Raw genomic sequence first — 19,616 nt, 5'->3', positions numbered from 1 at the left:
GCGGCTGCGTACCTGACTGGTCTGGCGCAGGTACAGGGCGCGCAACCGGTCTCGGTCTCGAGCGTGGCGATGCTTGCGGATGAGTTGTTGCAACTGCTGTGGGCTTTCTGCAATGTCGACGTTGAAGACAGTGGTCATGGCGATAGCTACCTTCCGCTCGCCACCCCTATCTTAATGCAACTCCACTCGTAATTGGTATAACACGCGCTACCACCAAGCCTCTCTTTGGAGGATGTGGCGCAGGCCGTCGGGCGCTCGAAGTCTTACCTAATACCAATTTGAGCAGTAGATGCACGTTTTTTTCAAAGAATATGATTCCCATATTGAGGGAGTTTTGGAAGTCGAAATCTAGTGCACAAGCCACGAGAATTGGTATAACCGATTTGGTGCGCCGCGAGACCGGCCGAACGGTGCAGGCGTGGATTATGGAACGCCGCCTGACCGAAGCCAAGCGCCTGCTGATGCGAACCGATCGCAGCGTGGAGTCGATCGCCCAGCAAGTGAGCTTCAACCACACCAGCTACTTCATCCGCAAATTCCGGGATGGCAACGCCATGACCCCGAACGAGTGGCGGCAGTCCCTCGCTCGGGCCAGCTAGCTCAAGGCTTAGGAAGCCGGCAAGAGCCATAAATCGTGCTATTGCAGCGATATTTTGTTGCTTTCGGAATGGCGAGTGCTTCGCTAGAATTCGCGTAGGAACTACTAAAGAGAAGTATTTGCAACAATTAGGGCCAGGCGGTCGCTTTCGTAACTCTCCTTTAACCCAATCCTTAACGGGATTTAACCGGGAGTACAGCGATGCGGTGCTACTGTCTGAAAGGCACCGCCGTTGTGAGATTAGTTTCACCAGGCTGCGATCCTGCCCCCAGCCTGTCCCCGTTCCCACTGAGCGAAGGAATTGGCAACCATGACTCTAACGACGCAAGCCCCTGCCGAGCTCGTCCGTTTTCCATTTGCTCGCAACGAACGGTTGCCCGCCCAGCCGGACGTGCTTTGGCAGATCGAGCGCGGTGCGGTGCGGTGTTTGACCTGGAACGAAGCCGGTTTGCCCGTTGCCCTCAATTACGGCGGCGCCGGCGATATTGTCGGTCCGGGGCTATCTGTCCACCGGCCCTACCGCATTGAGTGCCTGACGCGGGTTGAGGTAACCAGCCTCCCCGAGAGCCGCTGGCAAGAGGCCGTCGAAGGCATTGTGGCGCACGCCCGACAGACCGAAGAACTGCTGGCAATCGTGCGCAACGAGCGGGTGCAGCAGCGCTTGCAACAGCTGCTGGTTTGGTTGGCGCGCAAATTCGGGCGCTCGATCTCGCTGGGCGAGCTGATTGACCTGCGGCTGACCCACCAGCACCTAGCCGAGGCGATTGGAACGACGCGCGTGACTGTGACCCGCTCGCTGCAGTCGCTGGAGGCCCAGGGGCAGATCGTGCGCAAGCGGCGGCATTACTTGATTTTGTGCGGTGCGCTAGCCGAGCGCCTGAGAGCGGGCTAGCCGCCGGGCTGGTGGGCGCGGACCGAGCGCATGCCCCAAAAGATGAGGTGGGGATCGCAGCGTAGACGCTCTGCCAGGGTTGGGGCCTGCGCTTGCAGCGCACCGTACAGCAGCGCAGCATCGCCGCCGGTCAAAAGCGCTGTCGCGCCTGGGGACTGCTGCCACCAATCGGCCAGATAGGATTGCAGTCCGGCCGAGACGGTATGGAGGATGCCGCTGGCGATCGCCGTTTCGGTGTCGCGCGCCCAGCGCGGCGGCAGGTCCTGCAGGCGTGAGGTTTCAGGTAAGGCGTCGGTTTGCTGGGCCAGGGCGCGCTGCTGCGCGCGCAGTCCTGGCAGGACGGCGCCGCCAATGAGCCTGCAGTGGCCATCGGCTGCCGTTAAGGCGAGTGCCGTTCCAGCATCAACAACCAGCGTCGGCCAGCCCCAGACCTCGCCAGCGCCCCACAAGCTTAAGGCGCGATCCAGGCCCAGTTGCGGGTAGGTACCGCGCAGCGGCACCTGGGCCAGTGCAATCGCGCGCGCGTGCGGATACGCCTGCCAGTACGGGGCCTGGTGCGCCACAACCGAGGCGACGTAGAGCGGCGGCTGGGCCGGTAGATGCTCGCACCAAGCGGCGGGCAAGCAGGCTGCCAGCGAGTCGTGATCGGTGATAGGGGCATTGAAATGCCCGCTGCAGTGGCTCGCGCGCAACGCCTCGCCGCTAAACAAGCCCCAGCGCACTCGGGAGTTGCCGATCGCCAAACCGAGCCACATGCCGTTCTGCTCGGCGGTCACAGTCGGCACCCGCTACAACGCTCGGGAACCCCATGCCAGCCCCCCGCGTCGGCGGAGGACAAGCGGCTGCGGGATAAGGCAAGCCTCGAATAGAGGCGCGATACCGCAGCAGGTCGCTTGCACGCAAATAGTAGCAAAAGCAGCACTCAGTCAATCCCCATGCGCTCCAATCGACACCTACTCTCGGCTGCAGCGACGGCTTCGGCGCTGCTGGTGAGCCTACCGGCGCTAGCGCCGCGAGCCGCTCAAGCCCACCAACAAACGCCGCAAGTGCTGGCACAAGCCAGCGACAGTACCATCCGCACTACCAGCGCCCAACAGCAAACGCTGTATCTCAACAACGACAAGACCTACTCCTATGCGCTCACTGTTTCGCAGCGCACGACAGTCGACGGGCGCACGCTGCCGAAGGGAGCCACCATTTTTGGCAGCTACCGCCCGGCCGACGGCGGCTTGCGCTACGTTGCCGAGGCTGCCAAGTTCGACGGCCGAACTATCAGCCTGAACGCAGCCTCCCGAACCATTGAGGACGAAAAGGATCCGCGCGATACCTCAGCCGGGGCGATCGCCAAGGATGCCGGCATTGGGGCAGCCGGTGGTGCTGCCGCAGCCGAGGTATTTGGCGATATTGATGTTGCCGAGGTTGTAGGTGGCGCGGCAGCTGGCGCCGCTGTCGGCAACGTCACCGCCGATCGCGTGGTAGTCGTCGAGCCCGACGAGGAAATCGTGCTGCGCGAACGCTAGCGCGTTTGGCTGGCCTGCAGCTGTTGTTGCAGCTGCGCTTGGCTGCGCGCGGGTTCCAAGCAAGAGAGGCCCTGGCAAACCAGGCCCAGCGCACCGTCGGGCAGTTCCGTCCCAGCACTGCTCGCTAGGCGGAAGGCACAGCAGGGATGGTACTGCCCGCCCAGCGCCTGCAAGCGCTCGGCTGGCGCGCGCGCTAAGGTTGCGTGCCGGTACCAATCGAGGGCTGCCATCAGGCTGGGGCAGGCCTGCGGGTATTGCTGCAGGATACTGCCGAAGGCATTGAGCCCGCGCTCGGCCCGCTCGAGGTAGTCCGTCCGCTCGGCGAGCAGGTGCAAGCGCACCAGGTTGGCTAGGGCAATGCCATTGGCTGAGGGGGTCGCGTTGTCGATAAAGCCGCGCTCGCGCACCAGCAGCTCGTCGTCCAACTCGCGGCTGGTGTTGTAGTACCCGCCCGAGTCAGTCCCCCAGAGGCGTTCGTCAAAGGCAGCCTGCAGCTCGAGGGCGGCCTCCAGCCAGTGCTCCTGCTGGGGAGCCGCAGCGTGGAGGTCCAGTAGGGCCTTGACGGCCAGCGCGTAGTCCTCGGCCTGGGCGGTCACAGCCGGCTCGCCGGCGTAGTTGAGGCGGTAGAAGCAGCCTTCATGCCACTGCCGCTCCAGCAGGAAGCGGGCGGCGCCGGCGGCCAGCGTCCAGCAAGCCTCGTAGCCAAATACCGAGTAGGCGCGGGCCAGGCCCGAGATGGCCATGCCATTCCAAGCGACGATCGCTTTGGTATCGGTGACGGGGGGAATGCGGCCCGGCCAGTTGCCGGTTTGTGCTTCCTGGGCATCGCGCGCGGGCGGGTGCGTGGCGATCGCGTCGGGCGCATCGCCGTAGCGCGCGGCGAACAGCTTCTGCAACGCCGTTTCGGCGGCCTGCGGCAGCTCGCCGCCTTGGTGGCGCTGAAGGACGTTGCACCCCTCAAAGTTTCCGGTTTGGGTAACGCTAAAGTGCGCTTGCAGCTCGCCGAGCTCTTGCTGAGTTAGGCGTTCGGCAAGCTCGCTGTAGGACCAAGTATAAAACGCGCCCTCCTCGGGTTCGCTGGCGGTCGCGTCGGTGAAGCTGTCGGCATCCTGGGCAGCGTAGAAATAGCCCTCCGGCGCGGTCATCTCGCGCTGGAGCCAGTTGAGCGTCCCGGCAACCGCCCGCTCGTAGGCGGGGTCGGTAAAACCAGCGCTCCACAAATCGGCCAGGTACTCCAGAATCTGGCCGTTGTCGTAGAGCATTTTTTCAAAGTGGGGTACCGTCCAGGTGGCATCGACGGTGTAGCGGTGGAAGCCGCCGCCCACGTGGTCGTAAATCCCGCCTAGGGTCAAGTCCCATCCGCGCTGCTGGCAGAGTTGGCGGGCATCGTACTGCGAGTCGAGCGTAAAGCGCGTGCTGCGCAGGGCCAGATGGGCGTAGGGAATGGTGGGAAAGTTGGGGGCACTGTCGCGATCGCTGAGCACGCCGCGGCTGGCTTCCATGCCCTGCTGCAACAGCTCCTCGGTCAGCGGGTCGCGCTCGGGGGCAGCTAGGGTGCTGGCCTGCTGGATCCGGGCCTGCACTTCCTGGGTGAACGCGTGCAGCTTGTCTTTTTCGTTGTCGTAGAAGCGGCGAACGGCCTTGAGGACTTCCAGAAAGCCCGGCCGGCCAAAGCGCGGCTCGACGGGAAAGTAAGTGCCGCCGTAGAAAGGGGTGCGCTCGGTGGGGGTCAAAAAGACATTCAGCGGCCAACCGCCCTGGCCGGTCATCATTTGCAGGGCCTGCATGTAGATGCTGTCTAGGTCCGGGCGCTCTTCGCGATCGACTTTGATGGGCACAAAGTTGGCGTTGAGGTACGCCGCGATGGACTGGTTGGAGAAGGCCTCGCCTTCCATGACCGTGCACCAGTGGCAGCTGGAGTAGCCCACGGACAAAAAGATGGGTTTGTCTTCCGCACTCGCTTTATCGAGCGCTTCGCGGCACCAGGGCCACCAATCCACAGGGTTGTCAGCGTGCTTGCGCAGGTAAAGGCTTGCGGCGTGCGCGAGGCAGTTAGCCATGGGGATGAATCGCAGTTGCGCCCGCCAGTGTACCGCGCGGGAGCCTGCGGCTGCCGGGGCCTGCCGGCTAGGATAGCCGCAGCAACTCGAGCTGGCTGGTATGAGCGACGCCGCTTCCCCAGAGGGACAGGCCCATCCACGCGAGCGCGACGACCGCGAAGTCCTGGAGCGCTTGCAGCAACAAGGACCCACCGAACGCAACCTGGGCGAGTTGGCCCGCTTGCGCATTCGCTATCGCGACTTTCCTGGGGCCTGGGAGCTGCAACGCCAGCTGGATGAGCTCCTGCAGCAATGGGAGCTGAGTGAAGAACAGTTATTTGCCCGCACGCGCGAGCTGCACGCCAACGGTCAGGTCTATCAGCTGCGCGGCCAGGCTTCGAGCGAGCAGGATTGGAGCTAATCCGCCTGCGGTTTGACCCCGAGCTGCCAGCGCTCAGGGCGCGAAGGCTCGGCGGTGGTAACGGGCGAGATATCAAGTTCCAGTGCCGTTAACCCAAAGCGAGTGGTAGGTGGTTGACTGGCAGCCATTCGCTGGCGCTCGGCCAGGCGCGCGATTTGCACGTGTTGCTGGAGTTGTTGGGTGGAGGAGAGCAAGTCGCTGAGGCCATCGATCAGTTGCTTGATCTGGCGGCGGAACTTGGGGTCGCCGGTTACATCGTCCAGATCGGAGGTAATTTTTTGCACGTTTTCAAAAGTGGCCCGGGCTGAATCCAGGGTTTTTTTCAGCTGCAGGCGGTTGCCGGGCTGGTTGAGCCCGCCCGATAGCTCGCGCAGTTTTTGGGAGGCCTTGGCGGCGTTAGCGGTTAGGGTCTCTAGGTTTTGGAGCACGTTGCCCAAATTATCCGATTGCAAGGTCGGTTTAAGGGCCGAGACGAGGCCCTGGAGCTCTTGACTGGTTTGGCGGATGGAGCCCAGCGTGCGCGCAACGTTGGTTCTGTTTTCCTCTAGCAAGCGATTGACATTATTGCTGAGCTGTCCGATCTCGGAGGCAGTGTTGTTGACAGTCGCGAGCGTTCGGTCCAGCCCCCCTTCGTTGGTCTCGACCAAGCGGTTGACGTTGCCGGCTAGCCGATCGATTTTGGTAGCCGTGTTACTGACGGTCGCGAGCGTTCGGCCCAGTTCCTGTTCGTTGGTCTCAACCAGGCGGTTGACATTGCCGGCCAGCCGGTCGATCTCGCCGGCAGCCAATTCGATCTCGCGCGCCGTCCGGTCGGTGGTTTGGCTGAGGGTTGCCAACTCGGTTTTAATCGTGCCTGAGAGGCTGGTGAGTTCCTTGCGTAAGCCCCTAACCTCTGAGACAGCAGCGGTGGCTTCTTTAGTTAGCGTATTGGCGTTTTGGGCTAGCGCCTCAATTTGGCCGAAGAATTCGGGATCGCTAATGAGCTTGGTGGCGCGGGCGCTGTAGCGCACTAACTCGCTGAAGCTAGTTCCGGCTCTCCCTTGCACGCGATCGCCGTTGCAGATCACCAACTCCGAGTCGCACTCATCGCTGGTGGGATCGGTAGCTGCATTCTTAGCTGCCACCTTGGTCCCCGGCTCGGGTCGGATGGCGATAGCTGTATCGCCGATGAAGCCAGACTGACTGGATTCAATGATGGCCTCGCTAGGCATGCGGACATCAGACTCGGTAATCTCGATTTTGACGCGGACGGCGTTGGCCCCGGGCGTCACGCTAGCGGCGCGCCCGACATCCACGCCGCGATAGTTCACTGGGGCACCTTCTGCCAGGTTGGTAACCTCTTCAAAGCGAGCCGTGAAGCTATAGCCGCGCTGGCCGAGCTGGATGACGCGCAGCCAAACGGCCACGCCCCCGGCCAGCGCCAGGCCTAGCAGGATTAGCAGGCCGACCGAGCCTTCTCGTAACGTTCGCGCGCGCATGGCGAGTTCCTAAGCAGGCTTGCTCCGCAACGTAACACCGAACGCCTGCAATGGCAGCAGCTCAGGCAATGGCGCGGATGGGGCCTTGGGTGCTGGCAGCGAAAAACTGCCGGACCATGGGATGGTCGGTGGTATCGAGCTCGCCAACGCCGCCTTGCCACTGCACCTTACCGTCGTAGAGGAATACCACGCGATCGGCGGTGCGGCGGATGGTGCTGTCCTGGTGGCTGACCATGATGTAGGTGGAGCAGGTTGCCGCTTCGCGCTGCAACCGGCGCACCAAATCCTCAATCACGGTCGAGGCGATGGGATCGAGCCCGGCGGTGGGCTCGTCGTAGAGGATGGCGGTGGGGTCAAAGCTGGGATCCTCGGGGTGGGAGAGGATGGCGCGGGCAAAACTGACGCGCTTGCGCATACCTCCCGATAGCTCGGCTGGTTGCTTGTCGGCCGTGGCGCGATCGAGACCCACCATCTCCAAGCACTCTTCGACTAGCTTGCGGACGCGCCGGCGCGGCAGCCGCGAGTGCTGGTAGAGCAGAAACCCCACGTTCTCGTCGACGCTGAGCGAATCGAACAGCGCCGACTGCTGGAAGACCATGCTAATGCCGAGCGGATCGGTTTGCTCGTCGATCGCGCCTTGGCGGCGCTGGCCCTGGATGCAGACCTCACCCGAATCGGGTTCCATTAGCCCGGCAATAATGCGCAGGATAGTGGATTTGCCCGTGCCAGAGGGGCCAATGACAACCACGGCCTCGCCCGGCGACACCGACAGATCGATCTCATCCAGGATGAGAGTGCTACCAAAGCTTTTGCTAATGCCCTTGAGCTCGATTAGCGGTTCCTGGGGCGCCGGTGCATCGGCCGGCGAGGCTGCTTGGGGGGCAGCTGCTTGCGTATCCGCCATGTCGTTCCTTGAGCTTAGGCCGTATTGCCGGTATGGCTATTGTGGCTCGGCTGGCGGCTCTAGCTCAAAGGTCTCGGCCACGGTTTTATCGACTTTGTAACCGGAGTCGACTGATTCCATGGGATCCTTGCGCAGCCGGTGGCGCAGGCAGAGCGTCGCCACGCGCCGGATATCTTCGGCGGTGACTTCGTTGCGCCCTTCTAGGGCAGCGAGCGCGCGCGCCGCCCGATTGGTGACAATATCGCCGCGCAGCCCATCGACCTCTAGCGTGGCGCAAATCTGGGCGATCTTGACGCGCAGATCCTCGTCGAGCTCGACTGCCGGCAAATTCTGCTGCGCCTGAACCAGCTGCTGCTGCAGCTGCTCCTGCTGCGATTGGTAGTGCTGGCTGAACCCGTCCGGATCGCGATCGAACTGGGCGCGCTGGTCGACGATCTGGACCCGCAGCTCGGGGTCTTTGACCGTGCGGATCTCGGCGTGCATGCCAAAGCGATCCAGCAGTTGGGGACGCAGCTCCCCTTCTTCGGGGTTGCCCGAGCCCACCAGCACAAAGCGGGCCGGATGGCGCACTGAGATGCCTTCGCGCTCGACGGTGTTCCAGCCGCTAGCGGCGGCATCGAGCAGCACGTCGACGAGGTGGTCGTCGAGCAGGTTGACCTCGTCCACGTAGAGGATGCCGCGATGGGCTTGCGCTAGCAGTCCCGGTTCGAACGCTTTGACCCCTTCCGAGAGCGCTTGTTCGATATCGATAGTGCCGCAGACGCGATCCTCGGTCGCCCCCAGCGGCAGATCGACCATGGGGACGCGCTTGCGGTCTGTATCTAGCGGCTCCCCGCGCTCGAGCTTCTGCCGGATCTCGTCGCTCATGAGATCGGGGTCGCGGGGGTGGCTGTTGTAGGGATCGCCGCTGACGACCTCAATTGCGGGGAGCAGGTCGGCCAGCGCCCGGATTGTTGTGGATTTGCCCGTGCCGCGATCGCCCATAATCATGACGCCGCCGATTTGGGGATCGATGGCATTGAGCAGCAGCGCCAGTTTCATCTCGTCCTGGCCGACGATGGCGCTGAAGGGGAAGATTGTGCGGCGTTGCGTTTTGGCGGGCGCTTCGGCAGTTGTGGTCATACAGCCTCGCGGGAACGAGCAGTAACCAGATCCGCCCACAGTGGCGAGCGAACCCCCCCTTCATTCTGGCACACCGCCGAGTTTGCCCTGCCGGGAGCTCGGCCTGGCCTGTCCGGCGGGACTGATGGGGTAGCCGCTGCGGGATTGCCAACCTCCAATGGCGCTGCTTGCGCCAGTACCAGCAGGGTGCTGCCCAACGCCCTCTCGCCGCAGCCGGCGGCGCGTGCTACAAATGTTACGAAAATAGCCATTATCATAACAACTGGCATGAGCGAGCTCGCCGCTGGCGCCTTTACCCCAACGCTGGCTTCCCGCCCTGATCGCGATCTGCTCCAGGCGCTGCTGGCCGACAAGCGCTCGCCCTACACCCGCCGCGCCTACCGCCGCGACCTGTACGACTTTTTCCGGACGATGGCGGGGGCCGATCCCAACCCGCAGCTGGTCGCCGAGTTCCTGCGCTTGGATCGCTACAGCGCCCTCTCGGTAGTGCTGGAGTACAAGGCCCACCTGCAGGACCGCGGCTTGGCCGAGGCCACCATCAACCGCCGCTTGGCCGCCATTAAAAGCCTGGTCAACTACGCCCGCCAGATCGGCCGCTGCGACTACAGCCTCCAGGACATCACCGGTGAGCGGGTGCGCCCCTATCGCGATACCGCCGGCATTAGCGCCGAGGCCTTTCGGGCCATGCTCGCCGTCCCCGACAGCCGCACCCTCAAAGGCAAGCGTGATCGCGCCCTGCTGCTGGTGCTGTGGGGCAATGCCCTGCGGCGCGGCGAACTCGCCCGGACCAACATTGCCGATTGGGACCGCGCGGCGGCAACGTTGCGCATCTACGGCAAAGGCGAGGGCAAGCAGGCCCAGACTGTCAGCTTGGGCGCGCAAGCCCAGGCCGCATTGGCGGCGTGGATCGATGTCAGAGGCGAAGCCGAGGGCCGGGCCCCGCTGTTTTGCAGCACCCACCGCGGCTATTGGGGGCGGCGCCTCAGCACCACTAGCCTCTACCAGATCGTGCGCCGGGCGGCGACAGCCGCCGGCATCGACCGCCCCCTGGGGCCGCACCAAATCCGGCACTCGGCCATTACCGCCGCCCTCGATCGCACTGGCGGCGACGTGCGCAAGGTGCAGAAACTCTCGCGCCACGCCAAGCTGGAGACGCTCTCCATTTACGACCAAGGGCGCCTCAACGCCCAGCAGACCGTGACCGAGCTGCTGGACGAGCTAGTCTAGCTGGTCGGAATGGTGTGCTCTAGGAGGGCGAGCTTTGGTACCGCGGCGCTACCGCCGGATCCGGGAGGTTCTCGATCGCCGCCAGCCCGATCTGACGGTGCTGATGGAAAACGTGCACAAACCGCACAACCTCTCGGCAATCCTGCGCACCTGCGACGCCGTTGGGGTGTTTGAGGCCCACGCCATCAATCCCACCGAGGGCGTGCCCACCTTCAACAGCACCGCCCAAGGCAGCCAGAAATGGGTGGAATTGCAGGTCCAGCCCGACCTTGACACTGCTGCGGCGCAGCTGCGGCAGCGCCAGTTCCGCATCTGTGCCGCCCATACCTCCGATCGCGCCATCGATTACCGCAGCTTTGACTACACCCAACCCACCGCCATTCTGCTCGGCGCTGAACGCTGGGGGGTTAGCGAGCATGCCGCCGCGATCGCGGACGCGCACCTGACCGTTCCCATGTTTGGGATGGTGCAGTCACTCAACGTTTCCGTGGCGGCGGCCGTCATCCTGTTCGAGGCCCAGCGGCAGCGCATGGAAGCGGGCTGCTACGACCGCGTCCGCCTGGAGGCCGACACCTACTGGCAAGTCCTGTTCGAGTGGGGCTATCCCCAAATTGCCGCGCGCTGCCGCGAGCGGGGCCAGCCCTACCCGCCGCTAGGCCCCGAGGGCGAGCTGCGCGATCCCCCGGCCTGAGGCGGCGCTAGGATAGAAGCAGCCAATCCAAGGGCAGGAGAACTACGGTATGGGGACCAAGGTGGAAAAAAGCGAGCAGGCGTGGCAGCAGCAGCTCACGCCCGAACAGTTCCGTGTAACCCGCCAGCGCGGGACAGAACCGCCTTTCTCGGGCGAGTACTACAACCACAAGGCCACCGGCACCTACCGCTGCATCTGCTGCGGCCAATCCCTATTCGGCTCCGACACCAAGTACGACTCCGGCACGGGCTGGCCCAGTTTTTGGGCGCCGGTTGACGAGTCCAACATTCGCCACGAAACGGATCGCAGCCTGTTCATGAGCCGCACTGAGGTCTTGTGCTCGGCCTGCGATGCCCACCTGGGGCACGTCTTCGACGACGGCCCCCAACCCACGGGCAAGCGCTACTGCATCAACTCGGTCGCGCTCGACTTTGCCGGGCAGGCTGATAGTCCCTCAGCCAGCTAAGGTTTGCCGATCGAGAGCCGCACCATGAGCGCCGAGCGAGCCGATCCGGCAGCCGCCTCGCCCCCCTCGAGCGAGCCCGCCAACCAGCACCAGCGCCCCTGGGGTACCATTACTGTGCTGGAAGAAGGCGAGCGCTACCGCATCAACCGCATCGAGGTGGAACCCGGGCGCCACATCAGCACCCAAATGCACCTCCACCGCAGCGAGCACTGGGTGGTTGTTTCGGGAACGGCGCGGGTTGCCTTCGAGGAACGCGAGCAGCTGCTGACGGCCCGGCAATCGACCTACGTTCCCATGAACGTCGCCCATCGGGTGGAGAACCCGGGCGTCATCCCGCTGGTGATGATCGAGGTCCAAAACGGCGAGTACCTGGGCGAGGATGACATCATTCGCCTGCGCGAAGACGACTGGAAGCCGGACTGCTAGCCAGCGCGATCGCGGCCGGCAGGATGGCGTGCTCCTGGGCTTGCACGCGCGCTCGCAGTGTCTCGGGCGTATCGCCGGCGCGAACGGGGACTGCAGCCTGCATCAGGATGGGGCCGCTATCCACTTCCGAGCGCACCACGTGAGCCGTGCAGCCGGTAATGGTGACACCAGCCTCGAGCGCCTGCTCGATGGCGCGCAGCCCCTTAAAGCTGGGGAGCAAGCTGGGGTGGATGTTGATGGCCCGATCAGGGAAGGCCGCGATAAAAGTAGGGGTCACGATCCGCATCCAGCCCGCCATGGCCACCCATTCCACCCCATAGGCTTGCAGGCGCGCCACTAGCGCGCGATCGAAGGCCTCGCGCGTGTCGCCGCTGCGGCGGGGGCGGCACAACTCGGCCGGTACCCTCCACTGCTGCGCCCGCTGGGCCACCGGCGCTTGGGGACGGTCGTAGGCCACCACCTGCAAGCGGGCGTTGAGCTGGCCGGCGGCAATAGCGCGCGCGATCACTTCAAAGTTGCTACCGCTGCCCGAGGCCAACACGCCCAATCGCAGCGGAACTTCGGACGCAGACACATCGGCTTGCGGGCTGGGCGAAACCAGGGCAGACTCTAGTTCAGAACGCTCGGCAACCATCGCAAAAGCGCGCCCATGTCATCCCCATACCGTACCGGCTGGCTCGGCCGCGAAGCGACTGCGGCTTGGGCGTTTCTGAGCCCAGCATTGCTGCTGCTGGGCGTGTTTTTATTCTGGCCCATTGGCTATCTGCTCTATTTGAGCTTCACTAGCGGCCTATTCGACCAGGCCGGGCCGCAATGGGTCGGGGGGCGCAACTACCTGCGCTTGGTCCTAGACCCCGATTTTCGCCAGGTGCTGGGTAACACCCTCTACTTCACTGCCGCGACCGTCATCCCCAGTATCCTCCTGCCGCTGCCCATCGCCATCGGCCTCAACCAGACGCTGCCGCTGCGCGGGCTGCTGCGCGCCGGCTACTTCATTCCCGCCATCGCCTCGCTAGTTGCGGTGGGATTGGGGTTTCGCTGGATCTTCCAGCAGCAAGGGCCGCTCAACCAGCTGCTAATGGCGCTCGGCGGCGAGCCCATTGCGTGGCTGAGCAGTACGGTTTGGGCCATGCCGGTGCTGATCGGGCTGAGCGTCTGGAAGCAGCTCGGGTTCAACATGCTGCTGTTTCTGGCTGGCCTGCAAGCCATCCCCCAGCAGCGCTACGAGGCTGCTGTGCTGGATGGGGCGGGCGCGCTGGCCCGGTTCTGGCACGTAACGTTGCCCGGCCTCAAGTCCACGCTGGTGTTTGCCACGGTCACCACTGCTATTTTTAGCCTGCGCAGCTTCGAGCAGGTCTACATTGTCACCGGCGGCGGCCCACTCAACAGCACTAACCTGATGGTGCACTACATCTACCAACAGGCCTTTGCCCGCTTCGATTTTGGCTATGCTGCCGCCGCTGCCGTCGTCCTGTTGGCCATGGCAGGCGCCCTGGTGTACTGGCAGCTGCGCAGCTGGGGCGATGCGGCTTGAGGGCTAGGACTCGCCTTCCTCGTCTTCTTCATCCTCCTCGCTGGGGTAGATGAAGCTGTTAGAGCGGCCGGTCAGCACCGATTTGCCCTGGGATAGAGCCTTCTCCGCCTCGAATTTGGCCTTGCGCTTCCAAACGGCCCGGCGGCGATCGCGCCGCGCTCTTGAGGTCTTCTTCTTGGGAACGGCCATGAGAACTCGCTCGGTAGTGCAACAGTCGAGCCCTCCATAGTAATCCATTCGCACTCAGACTGGCAGCCATCGCCGGCGGCCGAGGCACTGGATCCGGGCTGCTACCGTCAAGTCGTTCCGCAGTGCAGCAATCGAGCAGGCAACTATGGCTGACTTTATCGCCGGACGTTCCGATAGGACCTTACTGGTCGCACTAGGCACCCTTGCCGGAGCGGCAACACCCTTGGTGGCCCCCGCGCCAGCCGCCGCCCAAAAGACTTTCTCCGATGTCGCCAGCGACTATTGGGCGCGCTCCTACATTCAGGCCATGGCAGAGCGCGGCGTCATCAGCGGCTTTCCCAATGGCACCTTTCGGCCGCAAGAACCTGTGACGCGGGCCCAGTTCGCGGCCATGCTCAATCAGGCATTCGATAAATCCGCCACTCGCAACGCCACTTCCTTCCAGGATGTGCCCCAGGACCATTGGGCCAATGAGGCCATCAGCAAGGCCTATACCATGGGCTTTTTGACCGGCTACCCCAACAAAATCTTCAAGCCGTCGCAAAACATCCCGCGCGTTCAAGTTCTCGCCGCCTTGTCAGGGGGGTTGAACTACGAGGCATCCCAATCGCCCGATTCAGTCTTGGAGTACTACAACGATGCCTCAGCCATTCCCGATTGGGCCCGCAGCAGCACTGCCGCAGCAACGCAAAACCAAATCGTTGTCAACCACCCCAACCGCCGCCAACTGAACCCCGATCGGCAAGCGACCCGCGCTGAGGTAGCGGCCTCGATCTACCAAGCTCTAGTCAGCGCCGGTCGGGCCAACGCGATCGACTCCCAGTACGTGGTTCAGTCGCAAGGGACGGCCCAGGTTGTCCCGGCCGAAACCACTATCTCAGCGCAGTACGACAAAGCCCGCAAGATCTATCTCTCGCCCAAAGAGCCCAATCCCGTCCCCGTAACGCTTAAAGTCGCTCAGGCGGTCAAAGCCGAGGATGGGGAAGTTCTCATTCCCAAAGGCACCCCCATTGAGGGCGAGCTGCGAATTGAAAGCGACGATGGCGAGACGGGGGCTCGCTTCTATGCCGAGCAGTTGCGCCTCTCGGCCGATCGCGCGATTGCACTGGATGCCACCTCAGGCCTCATTACCCAGACAAGGACGGTCAAAGGCGGCTCGAATGCCGATGATCTGGTAAAGGGTGCTGCCCTAGGGGCCGGAGCGCAGGCGGCGATTGAGGCCGTCACCGGTGATCGCCAAGTGGATGCGGGCGCCGTGCTGAGCGACACCACGGCAGAAGTCTTGGCCAGGGTATTCTCGGGCCAGGACCAAGTGGAGCTGATCGTGCTCGACTCCAGCCAACGGCTCAACTTGACGCTCAACTCCCAACTCGAGCTGCAGTAAGCGCCGCCAGTTAGCTACTAGCAGCCAGACCGCAGTGCCATGCGTGGCACCGCGGTTTTGTTTGGGCTGGGGCATCGAGCGGTCGTGTTAACCAAACTAACAGAGTTAGAAAGCTTGGTTAAACCGAATATTCGTTTTTTGTGACTACAAGATGTAGGAGTGGTAAACTCTGTTAGTTCGTGCTATCAGTGGCACCATGCCCCGCATCCTGACCGTGGCCAACTTCAAGGGCGGAACCGGCAAAACCACCACCGCCCTGAATTTGGCCTCCATCTTGGCGAGCGAACTGAACGTGTTGCTGGTGGATGCCTGCGCGCGCGGCTCGGCCAGTTGGTGGGCCCAGCGCGGTAGCATGCCCTTCGACTGGACCGCCGAGACCGAGTCCCAGTTGCTGCGGCAATTGCCAGCAGCCAGCGGCTACGACTTGGCCGCGATCGATACGGCGGCCGCTCATTCCGACCGGACGTGGCAGGCGGCGGTGGCAGTCGCCGACTGGCTCATTCTGCCCGCGCCGCCTATCCCCATGGCGCTAGCAGCCCTGATCGAAACCGCGAGCAACGCGCGCGCGCTAACGGCCGCCCCCCAACAAGGCTTGCTGTTGATGGTCAATGCGCGTTACCCCAGCGAGGCGCGCGAAGCCCAACAGTCGCTGCAGGCCGTCGGGATTCCCACGTTCGAGCGCTGGGTGCGCGCCTACAAAGTCCACCAGCGTTGCCCGCTTGAGGGTATCCCCATCACGGCGGCAGCTGGCAAGCACGCCCGCGCAGCCGCCGCCGACTACCGCCGCATTGCCGTGGAGTTGTTACAAGGCTTAAGCCCCTAATGGCCGGATCGCAGCGCAACCTATCGGATCTGATCCGCACCCAAGCCAGCGAGCCCCCCTCGCAGCCGGCGGCTGGCTCGCCCAAATACGCCCGGCTCGCGCGCAAAGAAGCGCGGTTGCACCCAGAGCAGCTGGACCGGTTGACCGAGCTGGCGCGCCAGCTCAACCGCCAAAAGCGGGGCGGCGAGCGCATTACCGAAAACACCCTCATCCGCGTTGCCGTGGCGTTGCTCCTGACGCGCTCGGCCGAGCTCCAGGGCGATAGCGAGGTAGCACTCCGGCAGGCCCTCGGCCTCGACCCGTAGCAGCCATCCCCTTTACCCCCCAGCGAGCCGGGCTTGCAAGCGTTTGAGCGCCGAGCCGGCAATGTCGGAGTAGCGCAGCTCGCCGCACAGGATGCGGCCGAAAGTGCGCGTGGCACTCGGCCGCTTGAGGGTGTTCCGGTAGCTAAATCGCGGAAAGCGGTAGAACAGCTCGGCCAATCGCTGCGCCCAGCGCATTTGCCGCCCCCATTCCTGCGCGATGGCGCGGGAGTAGTCGGGTAAGGCCTCCGGTTGCCCCGCAAGCGCGCGATCGACTGCCTCAGCAGCCTTGAGGCCGCTCAAGATAGCCGGGCGGATGCCCTCGGCAGTCAGCGGGTCAGTAACGCAAGCCGCTTCGCCCGCTAGCAACGCCCGGTGGGCGTGCAGGCGTTGCGGGCCATTCCAGAGGCTGATGGGATGCCCCCAGTGCGGGCAGTCGGCTGTATCGAGCCCAAACGACTGGGCGTAGTGCGCGACGGCCTGCTTGAGGTTTTGCACCCCCCGCCGACCGAAGGCTCCTGCGCCGAGGGAGTAGCCATCCGCCTTGGGGAAATTCCACAGATAGCCCTGCGCGATCGCGCCAAAGTCAAAGTAGGCCCGCGGGTCGGCCCCGGGATCCGCCGGCACTTCCGTCTCGAGGGCACCAGCCAGCACCCGCTTGCGCTGCTTGAACCCCAACCAGTGGGCCAGGGGCCCCTTGCCGCCGTCGGCGGCAATCAGGTAGCGCCCGCTCGTGGTGCCACCCGCCGCATGCACCGACACTGCATCGCGGCCCTGCTCGATGCCAGTCGCAGCCGTCCCCTGCCGCAGTCGGGCGCCCTGGCGCTCGGCCTGCACTAGCAAAAACCGATCAAAGGTCTCGCGCCGCACCATCCAGATGGGCTGGGAGGCCTCGAGCGGCACCTCGATGGAGTCGCCGTGCTGCCAGCTGTAGCGGTTGAGCGTCACGCCATGCGAGATGGCCGGCGACAGGTCAAAGTCAAACCAGGCTTGTACCTCGGGCGCAACACCGCCGCCGCAGGGCTTGTACCGTGGCAGCATCGCCTGCTCCAGCACCAGGACCGCACGCCCGCGCCGGGCGAGGTGATAGGCGGCCGTCGCACCGGCCGGGCCGCCGCCCACCACCAGGCAATCGAATGGGGCCATTGCGTCCTAGGGCGCGCCCAACGGCTAGAATCCTAGCGCTAGCGGCGCGCTTGGAGCAATTGTTGAGCCTCGCGCCGCTCTTGCTCCCATTGGCTGACGTAGGAAGCCGGTACCTGGTCTTTTTGGGCCAGCGCTTGCTCAAAGCTGGCGATCGCGCGCTCGATTGCCGCTGGGTCCTGGCGCTTGCGGCCCATGCGGTACAGGATTTGACCTTTGAGGTGCTGCAGCTCGGGATTGTCCGGCAATTTTTCCAAGGCCCGCTCGGCAAACTGCAGCGCCTGTTCGTAGCGCTCCGTGTCGCGATAGCCCAGGGCAACCCCACGGTAGGCCAAATAGTCGGGGGCCGCGCGTTCCTTGAGGTTCTCGATGGGCGCCTGCGCCGATTGCCACGGGAAGTTGGCAGCCAGTAAAAGCTCGATGAACCCGCTCACCAGGTTCATCTCCGGATCTTGGGGGTCGATGCGCTCGGCCTCATCCAGCGCCTGCAGGGCCTGGCGGAACCGATTTAGCAAGCCCAAGGAGAAGCCGTCTTGCTGCTTGTAGGTGTAGGCCCCAACCAGAAAATGCCCTACCGCCGTATAGAGCTCGCCGCGCAGCGGATCCTGTGATCGCAGCGCCTGAGCGCGCTCCAGGGTCTGGCGGCCGTTGCGCTGAAAGCCTTGCCAGTCGCGCTCGGTATAGGCCATGGCCGCGCGCAACGCGTACAGTAGCGGATCGTCGCCCTCGGCCGCGCGTAGCTTTTGCGCCGCCAGCGGGTAGTCGCCGGCCCGAAAGGCAGCCTCAAACGCCGCCTCGGTGGTATCGGAGATGGGGCGCTCGTTGCGGCTCCGAAACGGATCGCCTGCCCAAGCAGGTGCATTCCCCACGCTTAGGGCCAGCACCAGCGCTCCAGCTAGCGATCCCGGCAGCAACCGACGCAACGCAACGGTCATGGCGAGCTCACCTGTCTACAATAAAAGGCTGGATTCACGACCGGGCGGCCTCCGGCAAAGTTCCCGCGGCCCATGCTCCAGCTCCAAGCCCTAAGCTACCACCCACCGGCTACGCCCAGCCCCATTCTGGACAGCATCAACCTAAGCTTGGCGCCGCAGCAGCTCGGACTCGTCATGGGACCCAGCGGCTCGGGCAAAAGCACGCTCCTCGAGATCCTCGCCGGCTTGGCCGAGCCCACCAGCGGCAAGCTCTATTGGCGCGATCGCGCCCTCCTGCCGGACGATTTGCAACAGCTCGCCGGCCTGGTGTTTCAGTTCCCCGAGCGCCACTTTTGCGGCAGTACCGTCCTAGAAGAGCTGCGCCTGGGCCACCCCGAGCTGGGATCCGCCCAAATTCGGGGCGCGCTGCAGGAGGTAGATTTGGCGGCGGTGTCGCACTCGGCCGCGCCGCACGCGCTCAGCGGGGGGCAGCAGCGCCGCCTGGCCTTGGCCGTCCAGCTCATCCGCCAACCCAACCTGCTGCTGCTGGATGAACCCACCGCCGGGCTAGATTGGTCCATGCGGCACCAGCTGGTCAAGCTGCTCGCCCGCCTCAAAGCCCACTGGACGCTTTTGATTGTTACCCACGAGCCGCGCGAGCTCATCCGCCTGGCCGATCGCTGCTGGCAGATCGAGCGCGGCCGGCTCCAGGCTTGCGACCCGGCAACCGTCATGAGCCAGCAAGACAGCAGCCGCAACGTTGCTTGAATGGTGGAAACCTCCCCACCGGCCCAGCTCCCCAATCCCGACGAACTTTGGGAGGCCACCCTAGGTTGGTCTCCCACCGAGGCCCAACAGCGCCAGCTTCAAACCCTCTACGAGGCCGTCCTGGCCCAAAACCGCTACCTCAACCTCACCCGCATCACCGATCCCGAGGCCTTTTGGGAAAAGCATCTGTGGGACTCGCTCAGCGGGCCAGCTTCGCTCGAGCTGGTGGCCGGCGATCGCGCCATCGACATTGGCACTGGAGCCGGGTTGCCCGGCCTGCCCGTGGCGATCGCCTACCCGCAAGTTGCGGTGACGCTGTTGGAAGCCACGGGCAAAAAAGCGAGCGCCCTAGAGCGCATCGTTGTCGAGCTCGCCATCGACAATGCCGTGCCGCTGGCGGGGCGAGCCGAGCAGATCGGCCGGCAGGCGCAGCACCGGGAAGCCTACAGCCTGGCCCTTCTGCGCGCTGTGGGTCGGACCGTTCCCTGTGCGGAGTACGCACTGCCGTTGCTCGAGCGCGGCGGCATTGCCATCCTCTACCGCGGCCGCTGGGACCAAGCCCAAGCCGATGCCGTCGCGGCAGCCGCCAAGCAGCTGGGCGGCACGGTCGCCGGCATTGAAGACTGGACGACGCCGCTCACCCAAGCCGAGCGCCACTGCATCTATCTGGAAAAAACCGGGCGTACGCCCGCCCGCTTCCCGCGCGCTCCGGGCGTTCCGGCCCGGGAGCCGCTCTAGCGCCCGTCATACCAATCCTCGTAGTTTGGGAGTAATG

The 19,616-nt window shown here is 64.2% G+C and carries 24 protein-coding genes; 15 read left to right on the top strand and 9 right to left on the bottom strand.

The genetic code is table 11. The features are described from left to right. The 3 genes from BRC58_03095 to BRC58_03085 all read left to right on the top strand — a co-directional run. The coding region (locus BRC58_03095; protein ID PSP18725.1) for a hypothetical protein at positions 1 to 192 on the top strand (192 nt) is incomplete at its 5' end. A gap of 119 nt (positions 193 to 311) precedes the next feature. Continuing rightward, positions 312 to 599: a hypothetical protein gene (locus tag BRC58_03090; protein PSP18724.1), complete on the top strand. Its 288-nt coding sequence runs from the start codon at positions 312 to 314 to the stop codon at positions 597 to 599. A 309-nt stretch (positions 600 to 908) separates the two neighbouring features. Next, a complete protein-coding gene (locus BRC58_03085) occupies positions 909 to 1,490 on the top strand; it encodes a replication/maintenance protein (protein ID PSP18723.1) in 582 nt (193 codons plus the stop codon). On the opposite strand, the gene BRC58_03080 is transcribed toward BRC58_03085, so the two are convergent. After that, positions 1,487 to 2,245 (bottom strand): pantothenate kinase, encoded by a 759-nt coding sequence (locus BRC58_03080; GenBank protein ID PSP18729.1) that lies wholly within the window; start codon positions 2,243 to 2,245, stop codon positions 1,487 to 1,489. The genes BRC58_03085 and BRC58_03080 overlap by 4 nt on opposite strands. A gap of 180 nt (positions 2,246 to 2,425) precedes the next feature. Here BRC58_03080 and BRC58_03075 point away from each other — a divergent pair, with 180 nt between their 5' ends. Then, positions 2,426 to 3,010, top strand: coding sequence for a hypothetical protein (locus BRC58_03075; protein PSP18722.1), 585 nt, complete (start codon positions 2,426 to 2,428; stop codon positions 3,008 to 3,010). Here the strand turns inward: BRC58_03075 and BRC58_03070 are convergent. After that, the gene (locus BRC58_03070; protein PSP18721.1) at positions 3,007 to 5,070 is read right to left on the bottom strand and encodes a thioredoxin domain-containing protein; all 2,064 of its coding nucleotides are present in this window, start codon (positions 5,068 to 5,070) and stop codon (positions 3,007 to 3,009) included. The two genes, BRC58_03075 and BRC58_03070, sit on opposite strands and share 4 nt — an antisense overlap. A gap of 100 nt (positions 5,071 to 5,170) precedes the next feature. Between BRC58_03070 and BRC58_03065 the strand changes: the two genes are divergently transcribed. Next, complete coding sequence (locus BRC58_03065; GenBank protein PSP18720.1) at positions 5,171 to 5,470, top strand: DUF3288 domain-containing protein; 300 nt, start codon at positions 5,171 to 5,173, stop codon at positions 5,468 to 5,470. Here the strand turns inward: BRC58_03065 and BRC58_03060 are convergent. From BRC58_03060 to bchI, 3 genes are all read right to left on the bottom strand, one after another. Continuing rightward, positions 5,467 to 6,948 carry an MCE family protein gene (locus tag BRC58_03060; protein PSP18719.1) on the bottom strand — a complete coding sequence of 494 codons (1,482 nt, stop codon included), beginning with the start codon at positions 6,946 to 6,948 and terminating at the stop codon, positions 5,467 to 5,469. The two genes, BRC58_03065 and BRC58_03060, sit on opposite strands and share 4 nt — an antisense overlap. Before the next feature lie 61 nt (positions 6,949 to 7,009). Continuing rightward, positions 7,010 to 7,852 carry an ABC transporter ATP-binding protein gene (locus tag BRC58_03055; GenBank protein PSP18718.1) on the bottom strand — a complete coding sequence of 281 codons (843 nt, stop codon included), beginning with the start codon at positions 7,850 to 7,852 and terminating at the stop codon, positions 7,010 to 7,012. Positions 7,853 to 7,888: 36 nt separating this feature from the next. Continuing rightward, complete coding sequence (bchI, locus tag BRC58_03050; protein PSP18717.1) at positions 7,889 to 8,974, bottom strand: magnesium chelatase ATPase subunit I; 1,086 nt, start codon at positions 8,972 to 8,974, stop codon at positions 7,889 to 7,891. A gap of 267 nt (positions 8,975 to 9,241) precedes the next feature. Here bchI and BRC58_03045 point away from each other — a divergent pair, with 267 nt between their 5' ends. The 4 genes from BRC58_03045 to BRC58_03030 are packed head-to-tail and all read left to right on the top strand — an operon-like array spanning position 9,242 to position 11,784. Continuing rightward, positions 9,242 to 10,201: an integrase gene (locus BRC58_03045; GenBank protein PSP18716.1), complete on the top strand. Its 960-nt coding sequence runs from the start codon at positions 9,242 to 9,244 to the stop codon at positions 10,199 to 10,201. A gap of 34 nt (positions 10,202 to 10,235) precedes the next feature. Further along, complete coding sequence (locus BRC58_03040) at positions 10,236 to 10,892, top strand: tRNA (guanosine(18)-2'-O)-methyltransferase TrmH (protein ID PSP18715.1); 657 nt, start codon at positions 10,236 to 10,238, stop codon at positions 10,890 to 10,892. A 49-nt stretch (positions 10,893 to 10,941) separates the two neighbouring features. Next, positions 10,942 to 11,358, top strand: coding sequence for a peptide-methionine (R)-S-oxide reductase (gene msrB, locus BRC58_03035; GenBank protein PSP18714.1), 417 nt, complete (start codon positions 10,942 to 10,944; stop codon positions 11,356 to 11,358). 24 nt (positions 11,359 to 11,382) lie between these two features. Next, on the top strand, positions 11,383 to 11,784 hold the full coding sequence (locus tag BRC58_03030; GenBank protein PSP18728.1) for a mannose-6-phosphate isomerase: 402 nt from the start codon (positions 11,383 to 11,385) through the stop codon (positions 11,782 to 11,784). Here the strand turns inward: BRC58_03030 and BRC58_03025 are convergent. Next, entirely contained in the window at positions 11,744 to 12,418 is a 675-nt protein-coding gene (locus BRC58_03025; protein PSP18713.1) for a phosphoribosylglycinamide formyltransferase, read from the bottom strand. The two genes, BRC58_03030 and BRC58_03025, sit on opposite strands and share 41 nt — an antisense overlap. 15 nt (positions 12,419 to 12,433) lie before the next feature. On the opposite strand from BRC58_03025, the gene BRC58_03020 reads away from it, so the two are divergent. Further along, entirely contained in the window at positions 12,434 to 13,318 is an 885-nt protein-coding gene (locus BRC58_03020; protein ID PSP18712.1) for a sugar ABC transporter permease, read from the top strand. Positions 13,319 to 13,321: 3 nt separating this feature from the next. On the opposite strand, the gene BRC58_03015 is transcribed toward BRC58_03020, so the two are convergent. After that, positions 13,322 to 13,507: a 50S ribosomal protein L32 gene (locus BRC58_03015; GenBank protein PSP18727.1), complete on the bottom strand. Its 186-nt coding sequence runs from the start codon at positions 13,505 to 13,507 to the stop codon at positions 13,322 to 13,324. A gap of 145 nt (positions 13,508 to 13,652) precedes the next feature. Between BRC58_03015 and BRC58_03010 the strand changes: the two genes are divergently transcribed. The 3 genes from BRC58_03010 to BRC58_03000 all read left to right on the top strand — a co-directional run bounded on the left by BRC58_03010 (position 13,653) and on the right by BRC58_03000 (position 16,019). After that, positions 13,653 to 14,891 carry an S-layer protein gene (locus BRC58_03010; protein PSP18711.1) on the top strand — a complete coding sequence of 413 codons (1,239 nt, stop codon included), beginning with the start codon at positions 13,653 to 13,655 and terminating at the stop codon, positions 14,889 to 14,891. A 196-nt stretch (positions 14,892 to 15,087) separates the two neighbouring features. Beyond that, positions 15,088 to 15,714 (top strand): chromosome partitioning protein ParA, encoded by a 627-nt coding sequence (locus BRC58_03005; protein ID PSP18710.1) that lies wholly within the window; start codon positions 15,088 to 15,090, stop codon positions 15,712 to 15,714. A 116-nt stretch (positions 15,715 to 15,830) separates the two neighbouring features. Then, a complete protein-coding gene (locus BRC58_03000) occupies positions 15,831 to 16,019 on the top strand; it encodes a hypothetical protein (protein PSP18726.1) in 189 nt (62 codons plus the stop codon). A 12-nt stretch (positions 16,020 to 16,031) separates the two neighbouring features. On the opposite strand, the gene BRC58_02995 is transcribed toward BRC58_03000, so the two are convergent. Next, a complete protein-coding gene (locus BRC58_02995; protein ID PSP18709.1) occupies positions 16,032 to 17,162 on the bottom strand; it encodes a dehydrogenase in 1,131 nt (376 codons plus the stop codon). Positions 17,163 to 17,200: 38 nt separating this feature from the next. Then, entirely contained in the window at positions 17,201 to 18,094 is an 894-nt protein-coding gene (locus BRC58_02990) for a hypothetical protein (protein PSP18708.1), read from the bottom strand. Between the two features lie 72 nt (positions 18,095 to 18,166). Between BRC58_02990 and BRC58_02985 the strand changes: the two genes are divergently transcribed. Next, the gene (locus BRC58_02985; protein ID PSP18707.1) at positions 18,167 to 18,841 is read left to right on the top strand and encodes a lytic murein transglycosylase; all 675 of its coding nucleotides are present in this window, start codon (positions 18,167 to 18,169) and stop codon (positions 18,839 to 18,841) included. Further along, positions 18,842 to 19,579 carry a 16S rRNA (guanine(527)-N(7))-methyltransferase RsmG gene (locus BRC58_02980; GenBank protein ID PSP18706.1) on the top strand — a complete coding sequence of 246 codons (738 nt, stop codon included), beginning with the start codon at positions 18,842 to 18,844 and terminating at the stop codon, positions 19,577 to 19,579. Positions 19,580 to 19,616 lie beyond the last annotated feature (37 nt).

Source organism: Cyanobacteria bacterium QS_8_64_29 (assembly GCA_003022125.1).
Classification (GTDB): Bacteria; Cyanobacteriota; Cyanobacteriia; order Cyanobacteriales; family Rubidibacteraceae; genus QS-8-64-29.
Note: the sequence above shows the minus strand (reverse complement) of the source record. Positions and strands in the feature narration are given on the sequence as shown.